The 14,104-nt window shown below is 63.1% G+C and carries 15 protein-coding genes, 1 pseudogene and 1 riboswitch; of the genes and pseudogenes, 5 read left to right on the top strand and 11 right to left on the bottom strand.

Features of this window, described 5'->3' with window-relative positions; translation table 11 throughout:
- The 8 genes and pseudogenes from V6M52_RS14660 to V6M52_RS14625 all read right to left on the bottom strand — a co-directional run.
- Positions 1 to 206 (bottom strand): annotated as a pseudogene (locus V6M52_RS14660) (transcription antitermination factor NusB); the annotation flags it as partial.
- Between the two features lie 102 nt (positions 207 to 308).
- Entirely contained in the window at positions 309 to 1,412 is a 1,104-nt protein-coding gene (gene ribD / locus V6M52_RS14655) for a bifunctional diaminohydroxyphosphoribosylaminopyrimidine deaminase/5-amino-6-(5-phosphoribosylamino)uracil reductase RibD (protein WP_332701546.1), read from the bottom strand.
- Complete coding sequence (gene nrdR / locus V6M52_RS14650) at positions 1,409 to 1,885, bottom strand: transcriptional regulator NrdR (protein ID WP_332686694.1); 477 nt, start codon at positions 1,883 to 1,885, stop codon at positions 1,409 to 1,411. Before nrdR ends, ribD begins: the two co-directional genes overlap by 4 nt.
- 9 nt (positions 1,886 to 1,894) lie before the next feature.
- Positions 1,895 to 3,196, bottom strand: coding sequence for a serine hydroxymethyltransferase (gene glyA / locus V6M52_RS14645; protein ID WP_332686696.1), 1,302 nt, complete (start codon positions 3,194 to 3,196; stop codon positions 1,895 to 1,897).
- Between the two features lie 120 nt (positions 3,197 to 3,316).
- Positions 3,317 to 3,399, bottom strand: a riboswitch (ZMP/ZTP riboswitch).
- A gap of 50 nt (positions 3,400 to 3,449) precedes the next feature.
- Positions 3,450 to 3,665, bottom strand: a complete 216-nt coding sequence (locus V6M52_RS14640) for a DUF6898 family protein (RefSeq protein ID WP_332686698.1) — start codon at positions 3,663 to 3,665, stop codon at positions 3,450 to 3,452.
- A gap of 95 nt (positions 3,666 to 3,760) precedes the next feature.
- Positions 3,761 to 4,978, bottom strand: coding sequence for a L,D-transpeptidase family protein (locus V6M52_RS14635; RefSeq protein ID WP_332686700.1), 1,218 nt, complete (start codon positions 4,976 to 4,978; stop codon positions 3,761 to 3,763).
- A 282-nt stretch (positions 4,979 to 5,260) separates the two neighbouring features.
- Positions 5,261 to 5,770: a transcriptional regulator LdtR gene (gene ldtR / locus V6M52_RS14630; protein ID WP_056229202.1), complete on the bottom strand. Its 510-nt coding sequence runs from the start codon at positions 5,768 to 5,770 to the stop codon at positions 5,261 to 5,263.
- 198 nt (positions 5,771 to 5,968) lie between these two features.
- Entirely contained in the window at positions 5,969 to 6,376 is a 408-nt protein-coding gene (locus V6M52_RS14625) for a hypothetical protein (RefSeq protein ID WP_332701545.1), read from the bottom strand.
- A 127-nt stretch (positions 6,377 to 6,503) separates the two neighbouring features.
- On the opposite strand from V6M52_RS14625, the gene V6M52_RS14620 reads away from it, so the two are divergent.
- Positions 6,504 to 7,235: a helix-turn-helix transcriptional regulator gene (locus tag V6M52_RS14620; RefSeq protein ID WP_332701544.1), complete on the top strand. Its 732-nt coding sequence runs from the start codon at positions 6,504 to 6,506 to the stop codon at positions 7,233 to 7,235.
- On the opposite strand, the gene V6M52_RS14615 is transcribed toward V6M52_RS14620, so the two are convergent.
- Entirely contained in the window at positions 7,232 to 7,621 is a 390-nt protein-coding gene (locus tag V6M52_RS14615) for a hypothetical protein (protein ID WP_332688090.1), read from the bottom strand. The two genes, V6M52_RS14620 and V6M52_RS14615, sit on opposite strands and share 4 nt — an antisense overlap.
- A gap of 97 nt (positions 7,622 to 7,718) precedes the next feature.
- Between V6M52_RS14615 and hemB the strand changes: the two genes are divergently transcribed.
- The 4 genes from hemB (at position 7,719) to V6M52_RS14595 (ending at position 11,177) form a co-directional block, all read left to right on the top strand.
- A complete protein-coding gene (gene hemB, locus V6M52_RS14610) occupies positions 7,719 to 8,732 on the top strand; it encodes a porphobilinogen synthase (protein ID WP_332701543.1) in 1,014 nt (337 codons plus the stop codon).
- A gap of 60 nt (positions 8,733 to 8,792) precedes the next feature.
- Positions 8,793 to 9,311, top strand: a complete 519-nt coding sequence (locus tag V6M52_RS14605) for an RDD family protein (protein ID WP_332688088.1) — start codon at positions 8,793 to 8,795, stop codon at positions 9,309 to 9,311.
- Positions 9,312 to 9,371: 60 nt separating this feature from the next.
- Positions 9,372 to 10,100 carry an arginyltransferase gene (locus tag V6M52_RS14600; RefSeq protein WP_332688087.1) on the top strand — a complete coding sequence of 243 codons (729 nt, stop codon included), beginning with the start codon at positions 9,372 to 9,374 and terminating at the stop codon, positions 10,098 to 10,100.
- Between the two features lie 87 nt (positions 10,101 to 10,187).
- Positions 10,188 to 11,177, top strand: coding sequence for an endonuclease/exonuclease/phosphatase family protein (locus V6M52_RS14595; RefSeq protein WP_332701542.1), 990 nt, complete (start codon positions 10,188 to 10,190; stop codon positions 11,175 to 11,177).
- Here the strand turns inward: V6M52_RS14595 and V6M52_RS14590 are convergent, their stop codons facing one another.
- Together V6M52_RS14590 and parC are read right to left on the bottom strand one after the other, a co-directional pair.
- Positions 11,178 to 11,492, bottom strand: coding sequence for a Dabb family protein (locus V6M52_RS14590; RefSeq protein WP_332701541.1), 315 nt, complete (start codon positions 11,490 to 11,492; stop codon positions 11,178 to 11,180).
- Positions 11,489 to 13,759 (bottom strand): DNA topoisomerase IV subunit A, encoded by a 2,271-nt coding sequence (gene parC / locus V6M52_RS14585; protein ID WP_332701540.1) that lies wholly within the window; start codon positions 13,757 to 13,759, stop codon positions 11,489 to 11,491. The genes V6M52_RS14590 and parC overlap by 4 nt, the downstream gene beginning before the upstream one ends.
- Between the last annotated feature and the right edge of the window lie 345 nt (positions 13,760 to 14,104).

The raw sequence follows: 14,104 nt of genomic DNA, 5'->3' as shown, positions 1-14,104 counted from the left end.
CGGAAGAAGTCGGCATCGGCAGGCAGGTATTGTTCGCCTTCGACCTCGCGGCCGAGATGGAAAGCCCCGAACTGGGCCAATGTGTCTTCGAGCGTCGCGCGACCGACATCCATCTGATAGAGCGCCTGCACGGCGGCAAGACGAGCGGCACCGCGCTGGTTGGCGGGACGGTCGGCTTTGGGGTCGCGTTTGGGGGCGTCGGCCATAACTGCTTTCATCTTCATTGGGTGGCCGCGGGGCCGCGCTGCCATCTCTGGCGTCGCAACCCCATAATCTTCCACGGGGGGAACTTCAACAGGCGTTGCGGCTCAATCGGGTCGCGATGGGCGTTCGTAGAGCGCCAAAGTGTCGCCGCCGAGGCGTTGGCGACCCATCTCGACAAGGCCGGCGGCGGCCAGCAGATCGGCTATTAGGCCATCGGGGCTGGCGGGCACGCCATTTTCTCCGACGCTCAGCGGCGCCAGGATCAGCGCGAAGCGATCGACCAGATCGGCCTCCAACAGGCCAGCAAGGAGCCGCTGCCCAGGCTCGACCAGCAAATTCTGGATACCCTTTTGGCCAAGCGCAGCCAGCGCCGCGCCCAGGTCCGGGCGACCATCGCTGCCGGTGACACGGATGGTCTCGACGGATACGGGCGCATCGACCGCCGCACCCGTTTCTGCAATCACCGCAGTACGATAGCCGGAAAATCTGCCAATCAGATTCATCCTGCGGTCAACGCCGCTCGAGCCGGCGAGCACGACGCGCAGGGGCGTCCGGGTTGCCAGGCCGGGCAAGGTTACTGTCAGCGCCGGATCGTCGTTACGGGCGGTGGCGGCGCCGACAAGGACGGCGTTGGCACGCGCGCGTTGCACATCTATCCACCGGCCTGCGACGGGTCCGGCGATATGCACCCTGCCCTGCCCGCTGCGACCAATCATGCCGTCGGCGGAAACGGCGAGGACCGCGGTGACGAAAGGGCGACCGGCGGTATGGCGCAGAATATGGCCCGCATGAAGCGCGAAAGACGGGGCATGCTGGGCCACGACGGTCTCGACGCCTGCCGATTCGAGCTGGGCGATACTGCCGGCTATCCGTGGGTCGGGATCGGCGGCGCCAATGACAACGCGCATGATGCCGGCGCGGATGATCGCATCAACACAGGGCGGCGTGCGCCCCCAGTGATGGCACGGCTCCAGGGTAACGTAGAGTGTGCAGCCAGCAGCCTCGAAGCCCGCCGCAGCGATGGCCTGCGCCTCGGCATGGGGGCGCCCACCTTTGGCCGTGACCGCCCGGGATAGCAGCGTCTGTGATCGCGGATCAACGACGAGGGCTGCGACGGTGGGGCCATCCGCCGTGGTGCCGAGAAAGGGCGTCGCATAGCGGACAGCGGCATCAAGCCAGCGCTTATCTTCGGGAACCAGTTCGGTCACTCGTCGTCCCGCAGCGTGCCCTGCCCTTCAGCCAATTCGGCGAGGAAGTCGCGGAAGTCGTCGGCAGCGGAGAAGTTCTTGTAGACCGAGGCAAATCGGACAAAGGCTACGTCGTCGAGGCCCTTGAGGCCGTCCATGACATATTCGCCGATCTGATCAGAGGTGACCTCCACATCGCCCAGGCTTTCGAGCTGGCGGACAATGCCGGAAATCATGCGCTCGATGCGATCGGTCTCGACCGCGCGCTTGCGCAAGGCGGTATAGACCGAGCGGGCGAGCTTCTCGCGGTCGAAGGGCACCTTGCGGCCGCTCTTCTTGACAACGGTCAGGTCGCGCAGTTGCACCCGCTCGAAGGTGGTGAAGCGGCCGCCGCATCCGTTACAGACGCGGCGACGGCGAATGGCACCGGAATCCTCGGTCGGCCGGCTGTCCTTGACCTGCGTATCGTCATTGCCGCAATAGGGACAGCGCATGAGGAGCCCTTACTGGCCGTAGATCGGGAAGCGGTCGGTGAGGGCCTTCACCTTGTCGCGGACCTGAGCTTCGATGGCACCGTTGTTGTCTTCGCCGTTGGCCTTGAGCCCATCCAGCACTTCAATGATGAGCTCGCCGATGAGCTTGAACTCGGCTTCGGCGAAGCCGCGCGACGTACCGGCCGGGGTGCCGAGGCGAATGCCTGAGGTAATTGCCGGCTTTTCTGGATCGAAGGGCACGGCGTTCTTGTTGCAGGTGATGTGGGCGCGTTCGAGCGCCTTCTCGGTCGCCTTGCCGGTGAGGCCCTTGGGGCGCAGATCGACCAGCATCAGGTGATTGTCGGTGCCACCGCTGACAATATCGACGCCGCCCTTGACCAGCGTCTCGGCCAATACCTTGGCATTGGCGACGACCTGACGGGCATAGGACTTGAATTCGGGCTGCAAAGCTTCCTTGAAGGCTACCGCCTTGGCGGCGATGACGTGCATCAGCGGGCCACCCTGGATGCCGGGGAAAATCGCCGAATTGATCTTCTTGGCGATGTCCTCGTCATTGGTGAGGATCAGGCCGCCACGCGGACCGCGCAGGGTTTTGTGCGTGGTGGTGCTGGCAACGTGGGCGTGCGGGAACGGACTCGGGTAGACCCCGCCGGCGACGAGCCCGGCCACATGGGCCATGTCGACGAAGAGGATGGCGCCGACTTCATCGGCAATGGCGCGGAACTCGGCCCAATCCATGACGCGCGAATAGGCCGAGAAGCCCGCGACGATCATCTTGGGCTTATGCTCGTGCGCGAGCTGACGGATCTGATCCATGTCCACCAGGCCATCCTGCTTGCGCAGGCCGTACTGGATGGCGTTGAACCACTTGCCGGACTGGTTGGGCTTGGCGCCATGGGTCAGGTGACCGCCGGCGTCGAGCGACATGCCGAGGATGGTGTCGCCGGGCTGGATCAGTGCCTGGTAGACGCCCTGGTTGGCCTGCGAACCAGAATTGGGCTGTACGTTGGCGTAAGCCACGCCAAAGAGCTGCTTGGCGCGCTCGATGGCCAGCGTTTCGGCGATGTCGACATATTGACAGCCGCCATAGTAGCGGCGGCCGGGGTAGCCTTCGGCATATTTGTTGGTGAGGACTGAGCCCTGCGCTTCCAGCACGGCCTGGGAAACGATGTTCTCGGAGGCGATCAGTTCGATCTCATCCTGCTGGCGACCCAGCTCACTGGTGATGGCAGCTGCCAGCTCCGGATCGGTCTCGGCGACCGAGTTGGAGAAGAAGGTCGGAAATAGCGGAAGTGACGTGGCGGCGGTCATGGGAAAGTTACCTCGCGGGCGACGAAGCGGAACGGCATGGCGGTGGGCTTAGCACGTCGGAACGTGCGATTCCAAGGCCGGGAAAGGTGTGCTGGATACATGGGGCTCCCCCTAGTTGCGGATGGGTGCCCAGGCGAGCGGCATTACAAGGTTCGCGTTCCCCGATGGTGGCCCATCTCTTCTCGCCAGTCGCGCGAACGACGCGATTATGTCGCAGAATGTTCGCGAGGGAAAGGGGCAATGGGTCCGCAAGTCAGGCGAACTTGCCGGGCGTGCCGGGAGGCGTGGCGGGGGCAGCCTCGGCGAGCTTCTTGCGGAGTTTGGCCAGCGCCACCTGTTGCATCTGGTATTTGTTGGCGGTTACCGGGGTGATGACAATCACCTCGACCCCCGTGGCCGCATCGATGGCAGCGACCCGCATCTGCTGGCCGACCTGCACGAATTCGAAATAGACCTCACCATCAGCCATGAGCGCCCCCTGCCCACACTCTAGCAGATTCTCTCGCGCCCAATAGCAAACGCCCCCCACGAGGGAGGGCGTCTGGTTGTCGAAGGATTTCGACGTCAGGCTTCGAAAGAGACCTTGCCCTGCGCGTCGAACTCGTAGACGTCGTCGCGGAAGCTGACCGTGCCCTGGCGATTGGCCCAGGCGGTGATGTAGGTGGTGTGGATCGGCACCTGCGAGGACAGACTGACGTCGAGACGCTCGAGCGAATCGAAGGTCTGGTTGACGCGACCACCATCCCAGTCGCCGTTGTCGCGAAGCAGCCAGGTCACCAGCTCGTTCACGCCTTCCACACGCACACACCCCGACGAATGGAAGCGGGCATTCTCGCCGAACAGCGCCTTGGAGGGTGTGTCGTGCAGATAGACGTCATGCGGGTTGAAGAAGTTGATCTTGCAGTGCCCCATGGAATTGGCGGCACCCGGTTCCTGCCGGTACATGTAGTTGACGGCATTGCCCAGATTGGTCCAGTCAATCGATTGGGGATCGATCACATTGCCGCTGCCGTCGTAAATGAAGATATTCTGCTCGGCCAGGTAGCTGGGATTTTCCTGCATGTACTTTGTCAGGTCGCGCTCGACCAGCGACTTGGGCACATGCCAGTAGGGGTTGAAGTTGATCTGGTGAATCTTGCTCGCCAGAATCGGCGTCGCGCGATCGACGCGTCCCACGACAGCGGTGTGGCGCTGTTCGACCATGCCGCCGGCCACAGCTTCGATGGTGGCCGCAGGGATGTTCACAACCACGTAGCGTTCGCTGAGATTGGCGGCCATGTTTTGAACGCGGGTGTAGTTCAGATAGAGCTGCTGCAGGCGGGTCGCCGCCGGAACGTTCATGGCGTACCAGGTCGGCTCGTCCACCTGACCGTTGACGATCAGGCCGTGCCGGGCCTGGAAACTGCGGACGCCGCGATCGGTCGCTTCGTCGAACAGGTCGTTGACGTTGGGCACCAGCACCATGTCACCCGAGGAAATCAGGCGGCGCTTGAGCCCAATCACTGATGCGCCGGACTTGCCGATCGAGAGGCGGAAGGCCTCTTGGGGTATCTCTTCCCAGCCGCCATTGGCGACGAAGGGCTCATACTGGGAAATCGCGAGCTGCAGATTGTAGACGGTATCGAAGGAGAGGATGGGCTCGTTGGTGGCGATCAGCGCCTGGGCGGCGGCTGTATTGCCATCCTTGTCGACATTGCGCAGCACGTTGCCGCGACTCATCATGTCGAACACGGATTCCTCTCCGCGCACCACCGCTGGCATGGCCAAGGATGCGCCGGCCATGGCCGTGTACCGGAGCAAAGAACGTCTATTCAGCCGCATTGAGTCACCCGAATTTTCAGCCGCAAAGCAGAGCGGTTATTACCATCGCACCCCGCGGCTCACAACGCGGTCAACCGCATGTGAACCTCTTCAGACTTGGTCAATCATGAATACAAGGGAAATGGTTTCAAACCACGTAATGAGCGAAATCGCGCCGGTTTGCGGCACAAATGTGAACGCCGGCCCAGGGGACCGGCGTTTGCATTCGAGTGTGGCGCGGCGGCAACAGTAAGCGGGCCGGTCCTAGAGCTTGTAGAGGATCTGGTCGACCCAGAAGCGCTCCAGACGGGCAAGGGCCTTGTTGAGGCCGTCGAATTCATCGTCGCCGAGACCGCCGACCTTGTCGATGGATTTGAGGTGACGATCGTAGAGCTCGTCGATCACCTCGGCCACTTCCTCACCCTTCGGGGTCAGCTTGATGCGGACCGAGCGGCGATCGGAGCGGGAGCGCTCCTGGAAGATGTAACCGGTTTCGACCAGCTTCTTGAGATTGTAGGAAACGTTGGAGCCGAGATAATAACCGCGGGAGCGCAGCTCGCCGGCGGTCAGCTCAGCGTCGCCGATGTTGAACATCAGCAAAGCCTGGACCGGGTTGATATCGTCCCACCCCATGCGGTCGAACTCATCCTTGATGAGATCGAGCAGGCGCCGATGCAGCCGTTCGACTCGGGAAACAGCTTCCAGATAGAGCGGCTTCAGGCTCTGCGGACGTTCCGGGACCATTGCCTCGGCTGCGTTGGATTTGATTGCCATTTGTGCCTCACTGTTTTCAGTCTGCGCGATTTCTTCGCATCTCATGAGGCCAAACTACGGCGTGCGGACTAAGATCGCCCTAAGCGGCGTGATTAAGACCATCTTACTGGAATGCAATGAGAATTTGGCTTTATACTTCGTTACACCGGTGCATAAATTTGTAACCTTACGAGGGTGTAAAGGGCGGCATGGCCGCCCTTAACCCACCAGCGCGTTGCGCCCGATCAGCTTGAGCGCAAGGATGCCGCCGACGGCGATCCCCTGCCCCACCAGCAGCGCCAACCCGAGGCTGCTGAGACCGGTGGCGTGGATAGCAAGCAGCGCGGCTGTGCCGGCAACCCAGATGACGTCGCCGATGATGTTGACCGCAACAACGACCCTCGACGGGCGGCCGCTGCGGGCGATCCAGAGGTTGAATGCCGCCCACGGCACCAAGAGCAGGCCCAGCACCCAGAGGAAACCGGAGGGCAGTGCCCAGACGGCCAGTTCGGTCAGCGGCGCGGCGGTGAACAGCAGCGCGACCCCGAAGGCGAGAGTGCCCAGGGCATCGAAGCCGTAGATGAAATGCGGGTCGAGACGTGGAAGGGTTTGCACTTGGGTGGTCAAGGTAGATCTCCATGTTCCGTTTGTGATGGCCACAGAGTGGGCGCCCGATGTCATCGTCTCAATTACCTCCGAGGTAATGGAATGCTGCGCATGCCCGGGCCATGATGTGCGAAAATGGAGTCGCAGAATGTTCAGCGCGATGTTGCGGGAATGGCGTGGCCTGCGGGGCATGAGTCAGCTTGATCTGGCGTTGAGCGCCGAGGTCTCGACCCGGCACATCTCGTTCATCGAGTCCGAGCGCTCCAAGCCCAGCGCCGACATGGTGTTGCGGCTGGCAGAAGCGCTGAACCTGCCGCTGCGCGAGCGGAATGGCCTTCTGGTCGCAGCGGGATATGCGCCGCAGTTCGGCGAGAGCGACTGGTGGAGCGACGCTATGGCGGATGTGCGCCGCGCAACCGCGTTGCTTTTGGCCGCCCACGAGCCGCATCCTGCCATCGTGCTCGACGCGGCCTTCAACATCCTGGATGCCAATCCCGGCGCGCGCGGCATGATCGGGATTAGCCCGGACGGGCCCGGGACGCTCAACCTTGTCGATCTGGTCTATAGGCCCGGCCCGGTGCGCGATTCGATCGTAAACTGGGTGGACGTGGCCGAGTACCTCTTGCATCGCATGCGTGAAGGCGTGCGACGGCATGGGCCGCAGTCGGCCATGGGTGCGGTGATGCGACGGGCCATGGTGCAACCAGGCGCAGCGCTGCTTTCCACGGTACGTGGTCCCGGTCGAGGCGCGGTATTGCTGCCACTGGAAATCAAGGTCGACGGGCAGATCACGCGCTGGTTCACCACGGTCACCAGTTTCGGCGCGCCGCAGGATGCACTGGTCGAGGAAATCACCATCGAGCAGTTTCATCCGGCCTAATCGGTGGCGCGGGCCCGCTCGAGGCGAATGGACAGTACGAAGATGATGATAATGGATACCAGCAGCACCAGGCGAACGGCAAAGCCGAAGGCCGACATGCGGATATCGGGATTGCCCAGCAGATAGAGTGCCAGTTCCGCTGCCGTCGAGCCGACCAGCAGCACGGCACCCCAGCTGGCCTTGATCCACAGGCCCACTGCCGCGAACAGGCGGGCCAGCGCGAAAATGGCGAGGTAGACGAAAGCCGTCATGCCCATGGCGGCCATGGGACTGACATCGCCCAAACCGACCCCAAGCAGGCGCGCCGCATCGTTCAGGCCCAGCAGGAGGCTGATGATGGCGACGACGCGGATATAGATGCCGATGGGTTGGGCGTTGAAATCCATGGCCGGTTTCTACCCCCCTGCGGCGGATGCGACAAGCCGGAGCTTGGACGGCACAGCTGGCACTGGTATTGAGGGCCGCAGCACAAGGAGCGAGCCCATGACCGAAGACTGGCAGAAGCACGACATGGAATTTCTCGGCGGACGCCGGCTGCGCCGGACGCGCCGGACGGCGTGGAGCCGGGCCATGGTGCGCGAAAGTGTGCTGACTCCATCGGACTTGATCTGGCCGCTCTTTGTCATCGAGGGGCAAAACGAGAAGACGCAGATCCGCACCATGCCGGGTGTCGAACGGCTGAGCGTCGATCTCTGTGTCGAAGCCGCGAAGGCGGCGCGGGACGCCGGCATTCCGGCGCTGGCGCTGTTCCCCAATACGCCGGACCACCTGCGCAGCGAGACCGGCGCCGAGGCCTATAACCCCGACAACCTGATGTGCCGGGCGCTGAGCGCCATCAAGGATGCGGTACCCGAAGTGGGGCTGATCGCCGATGTGGCGCTCGACGAGTATTCGAGCGATGGCCAGGACGGGCTGGTGCGCGACGGAGAAATTCTCAATGACGAGACGGTAGCGGTGATGATCCGCTCGGCTTTGGTACAGAGCAAGGCGGGGGCGGACATCATCGCCCCCTCGGACATGATGGATGGCCGCGTGGGCGCGATTCGCGAGGCGCTGGACGGGGAAGGCTTCGAGCAGACGCAGATCATGTCCTATGCCGCCAAGTATGCGTCCTACTATTACGGGCCATTCCGCGAGGCGGTGGGTTCGGGCAGCCGGCTCAAGGGCGACAAGCGCACCTATCAAATGGACTATGCCAATTCCGACGAGGCCATGCGCGAGATCGAGCAGGACATTGCCGAAGGCGCCGACAGCGTCATAGTCAAGCCCGGGCTGCCCTATCTCGATATCGTGCGGCGGGCCAAGGACAGCTTCAATATTCCCATCTACGCCTACCAGGTGAGCGGGGAATTCGCGATGATCGAAATGGCGGCGGCGGCGGGTGCCATCGATCGCAAGGGCGCGATCCTGGAAAGCCTCTGGGCGTTCAAGCGGGCGGGCGCCAGCGGCGTGCTGACCTATTTCGCACTGGAAGTGGCGCGTGAACTGGGGCGCTGAGGTCACATTTCTGTGCCCACCCCTCTTGCAGAGGGGGGCCGGCATGACAATGTTTCGGTCATGAGCCAGACCGAGACCATGCGCCCTGCCCTGCCCGACCCCTCGACGGCCCCCGAATTGTTCGAGGGCGTGCTGACGCGACGGGTGATTGCCTTTGTGATCGACCTCGTCGCGATGGGGGCAATGATCCTGGCCTTCGGCCTTATCGGGCTGATTGCCGGCTTCCTGACCTTCGGGCTGGCCTGGCTGGCCCTGGTCTTCGTGGTTCCCGCGACGATCGTGCTCTATTATGGCGCCACCCTCGGTTCGGCCAGGCGCGCCACGCTCGGCATGCAGATGATGGACATCGTGCTGACGCCGACGCGCGGACAGCCGCTCGATGGGTGGATGGCGATCATCCATGCGGGGGTATTCTGGATCACCGCCTGGATTTCGCTGCCGCTGTCGCTGGTCTTCACCCTGTTCACGCCGCGCCGACAGATGATCCACGACCTGATCGTGGGTACGCTGATGGTGCGCCGCTCGCCCATGGTGCGCCATTGGCAGGCCCGTTCGGCCCGGACCACCGGAGCATATTGACCCCGTTGCCGGAGGGGGCACAGGAGCGTACACTCTCCTGAATATACCCAAGGGTCTTAGATGACCGACCAGACGCCGGAAACCACGCAGCTCTTCCTCACCGCGGCAATGCCGTGCCCCTACCTGCCCGGCAAGCAGGAGCGGAAGCTGTTTACCCATCTGTCGGGCCGGCGCGCCTCGAGCCTGCATCACCTGCTGAGCGAGAACGGTTTCCGCCGCAGCCAGAACCTGATTTACCGCCCGGCCTGCGAAGGCTGCAATGCCTGCCAGTCGGTGCGAATCGTGGCCAATGACTTTGTCGCCTCGAGCCGGTTCCGGCGCGTGCTGCGCCACAATGACGATCTTGCCATCGAGGTCCGTCCGACCACGGCGACCAGCGAGCAATATGAGCTGTTCAAGCGCTATCTGGAATCGCGCCATGCCGGCGGCGGCATGAACCAGATGAGTTTCGTCGACTATGAATACATGGTCGAGGACACCCCGGTGCAATCGGTGCTGGTGGAATACCGGCTGCGAGACCATCCGGACCAGACGCTGGTGGCGGTGGCGCTGACCGATGTCATGCCCGACGGGCTTTCCATGGTCTATTCCTTCTATGACCCCGACATGGCGCCACGGAGTCTCGGGACCTATCTGATCCTCGACCATATCGCGCAGGTGCGCTCGGCAGCCCTGGACTATGTTTATCTGGGCTACTGGGTCAAAGAATCCCCCAAAATGGCCTACAAGGCCCTGTATCGCCCGCTGCAAGTGCAGCGGGGCACGCTGGGCTGGTGCACGCTCGACTGACCGGCGCCGTGCCTTTTTCATTGCCGCAGCCATGGTTGCGTCATAAGTGTCGGCGGCATCGCCTGACCTTCCTCTCCCGGACCTCCCATGTCTGTTCTTCTCAAGCTGATCCGGCTTGGCCTCGTGCTCGGCGCGCTGGGCGTGGCCACGTTTGCCATGCTCGCGCTGTTCGGCTTCGCCGCGCCGGAACTCGACCTGCTCAACCATGTGCAGATCCTGCTGCTGCCGGGCACGGCAATTGCGCTGCCGATACTTGCCATGGCCTTGCGAGGATGGGGGCGCGGCGCCGCGATCATCTATGCATTCGTGGGCCTGGCGACATCGGCCAGTGTGCTGTTGCCCGAATTCCTCGGCTCGATGCGGGAGCGGCCGGCAGCGCCCGCCGAGGGGAGCATCACCATGATGACCCACAACCTGTTCGGCATGAATTACGAGATGGAGAAGGTCACGGCGGCCATTTTCGCCGAGGACCCGGACATCATCGTGCTGCAGGAGTATTTCGGCGAGCAGGCCACCGAACTGCATCCGCTGCTGCTGGCCGAATACCCCTTCTTCGTGCGCTGCCGGGGTGGCAAACGGGCCAATCTGGGGCTCTATTCGCGTATTCCCTTCGACCAGCAAGAGGATGGCGCCTGCCCCAGCGACGCTTATGGCACGACGCGCACGGCCCATATCCTGGCCAGTTTTCAGACCGAGGACGGCAAGCCCTTCTCTGTCATCACCACGCATATGGACTGGCCGATCCCGGTGTCACGCCAACAGGAACAGCTTAGCGTGCTTTCCGAGGTGTTGGATAAGATCGAGGGGCCGATGATCCTGGCGGGGGATTTCAACTCGACGCCTTGGTCCTATTCGCTGCGGCAGTTCGTGGCCAATAACGGACTGGTGCGGGAGACGATGAACCTGCTCACCTTCCCGATGAGCTGGCACTATTTCGGGGCCTGGCGGGACACCCTGCCCTTCCTGCCGCTGGACCATGTGATGACCCGCGGCGGGGTCATGGTGCACGGCATCCATACCGGGCAGGCGACGGCGAGCGATCATCTGCCGGTGGTGTTCAGCTTCTCGGTGGACTGATCAGTCCCCGACCTTCAGATCGAACACCATCAATCCTTCCCGGCCGCCTTCGAGGGCGGCAACAAGGCGCGCGCCAGCGGCCTGGTGGGCGGGGTCGACCAGGTAGCGGTCGCGGGCGGCTTCGTCGGCCAGATCCATGATGAAGCCGTCGTGAAAGCCCTTGGCCATGCCCTCGGGCGAAATATTGGGACCGAAATCAGCCGATAGCAGGCCCTCGATCTGACCGACCAAAGCGGCGAGGCCGGCATAGATGTCGGCGCGTTCGTCCCGGCTGACGCCGGAGCGGAATTTCACGAAGACGCAGTGGCGGATCATCCGACGAACCTGTTGTTCCTGGGGAAGCCGTTGGGGGGCTGGCGGCCGGCGGTGGCGCGGTCGCCGAGCCAGTCGCTCAGCTCTTCCATTGGCTTGGTGTAGGTGCGGCCCGAAGAATCCGTCCAGGTGAGGCCATCGGCGGCGTAGAAGGTCTTGAGGTCGGAAATGCCGCCATCCTTGTATTTCTGCAGGCGCACGCCCTTGCCGCGGGCCATTGCGGCGAGCTGGGTCAGCGGGAAAACCAGCAGCTTGCGGTTCTGCCCGATGACAGCGACGCGGTCGCCATTGAGAGGCACCAGCAGGGCCGCCTCGTCGGGCGTGCCGACATTGAGGACCTGCTTGCCCTTCCTGGTATTGGCGATCATCTCGTCTTCGCCGACGATGAAGCCATAGCCGGCGGCCGAGGCGATGATGCGCTTCTGGCCCGGGCGATAGACAAAGATATCGACGATATCCTGGCCTTCCTCGATATCGACCATGATGCGCACCGGCTCGCCCTGGCCGCGGCCGCCCGGCAGCTTGTCGCCGGAAAGGGTATAGACCTTGCCGCCAGTGGTCAGCATCAAGAGCTTGTCGGTGGTCTCGCATTTGAGCGCGAGCTTCAGGCGGTCGCCGGCCTTGAAGCCCTTTTCGTCATTGACCTCGACGGCGTGGCCGCGCGGCGCGCGGATCCAGCCCTTTTCCGAGAGGATGACGGTGATCGGCTCGCGCTCGATGAAGGCCTCGGTGACCTCGGAGAGATCGGCATTTGGCGCGTCCATCAGGATGGTACGGCGGGCGCCGAGCGCATGCGGCGTGCCATCGGGGTTGGTCAGCGGATAGGCCTTCTTGAGCGCCTCGATTTCCTTGCTGATGGCGCCCCATTGCCGCTTGTCGGAGGCGAGCAGGATCTCGAGATGCCCGCGCTCGTCGGTCAGGGCCGCATGTTCCTTGCGCAGCTCGATTTCCTCGAGCTTGCGCAAAGAGCGCAGGCGCATATTGAGGATAGCTTCGGCCTGCACGTCGGTGAGCTCGAAGGTGCTCATCAGCGAGGCCTTGGCGTCATCCTCCTCGCGGATGATGCGGATGACCTCGTCGAGATTGAGATAGGCAATGATATAGCCGCCAAGCACTTCGAGACGGTGATCGATCTGTTCCAGGCGGTGCTGGGAGCGGCGGACCAGCACTTCCTTGCGGTGTTCGAGCCAAGCCTTGAGGGCCTGGGCCAGGCTCATCACCTTGGGCACGGTGCCGCGATCGAGCACGTTGAGGTTGAGCGGGAAGCGGGTCTCGAGATCAGTGGTCTTGAACAGTTGCTCCATCAGGATGACCGCATCGACGGTGCGGGCGCGCGGCTCGAGCACGAGACGGATGTCATCGGAGCTTTCGTCGCGCACGTCCTTGAGCAAAGGCAGCTTCTTGGCCAGCAGCAGCTCGGCGATCTTTTCGACCAGGCGCGACTTCTGGATGCCGTAGGGGATTTCGGTGACGACGATTAGATAGACGCCGCGGCCGGTTTCCTCGACATTCCACTTGGCGCGCAGGCGGAAGGAGCCGCGGCCGGTGGCATAGGAATTGGCGATTGAGGATGCCGATTCCACCATGATGCCGCCGGTGGGGAAGTCGGGACCCTTGACGAATTGGGTGAGGTCCTGCGCGGAAGCGTCTGGATTGACGTTGATAAGGTGCAAGGCCGCGTCGCAGAGCTCGGCGACATTGTGGGGCGGCACCGAGGTCGCCATGCCCACGGCGATGCCGGTGGAGCCATTGGCCAAGAGGTTGGGGAAGTTGGATGGCAGGACCACCGGCTCTTCGTCTTCGCCGTCATAGGTCGGCTTGAAGTCGATGGCATTCTCGGTGATGCCTTCGAGCAGGCGCATGGCCACGTCGGTCATGCGGCTTTCGGTGTAGCGCATGGCGGCGGCGTTATCGCCGTCGATATTGCCGAAATTGCCCTGTCCGTCGACCAGCGGATAGCGCAGCGCGAAATCCTGCGCTAGGCGAACCAGCGCGTCGTAGATGGACTGGTCGCCATGGGGGTGGAACTTACCGATCACGTCGCCGACGATACGGGCGGATTTCTTGTAGCCCTGGCCCGGATCGAGCTTGAGCAGGCGCATGGCATGGATGATGCGGCGATGCACGGGCTTGAGCCCGTCGCGCGCATCGGGCAGCGCGCGCTGGGTGATGGTGGACAGGGCGTAAGAGAGGTACCGCTCTTCGATGGCCTGCTTGAGATCGACGACGCGCTGGTCGTCGGCAGGCGGGAGGGTATCGCTATCAGACATAGGCAGGCATTCCGGGAGAACGAATCAGGAAAGCAGTATAGCCGGTGGTGGGCGCGAACTCACAATTTACGGCGGGAATGCGGGGTTTCTACACGATTTATGGGCGAGCGGAAGCGCCGCCTGGATCGCGGGTTTCGGATGGTTCGGTGCCGCTCAGCCTGTCGGAGAGCGATGATGGCGAGGCCGCAGCCTCGAATTGGGTAGTAGAATGGTGAGGTCGCGGTCTCGCCATCACGCCGGGATTTTTCACACACGCATCGAGCGGCCGCCCTTTCGGGTTGGACGGTCGAGCTGGAGGCGGGGCGCTGTGCCCCTCTCTCCTCCTGCCAGCGTCCGGCCGGTGGT

The organism is Devosia sp., assembly GCF_036676215.1.
Taxonomy (GTDB): Bacteria; Pseudomonadota; Alphaproteobacteria; order Rhizobiales; family Devosiaceae; genus Devosia.
The sequence above is the reverse complement of the archived record's forward strand: the minus strand, read 5'-3'. Positions and strand labels throughout refer to the sequence as shown.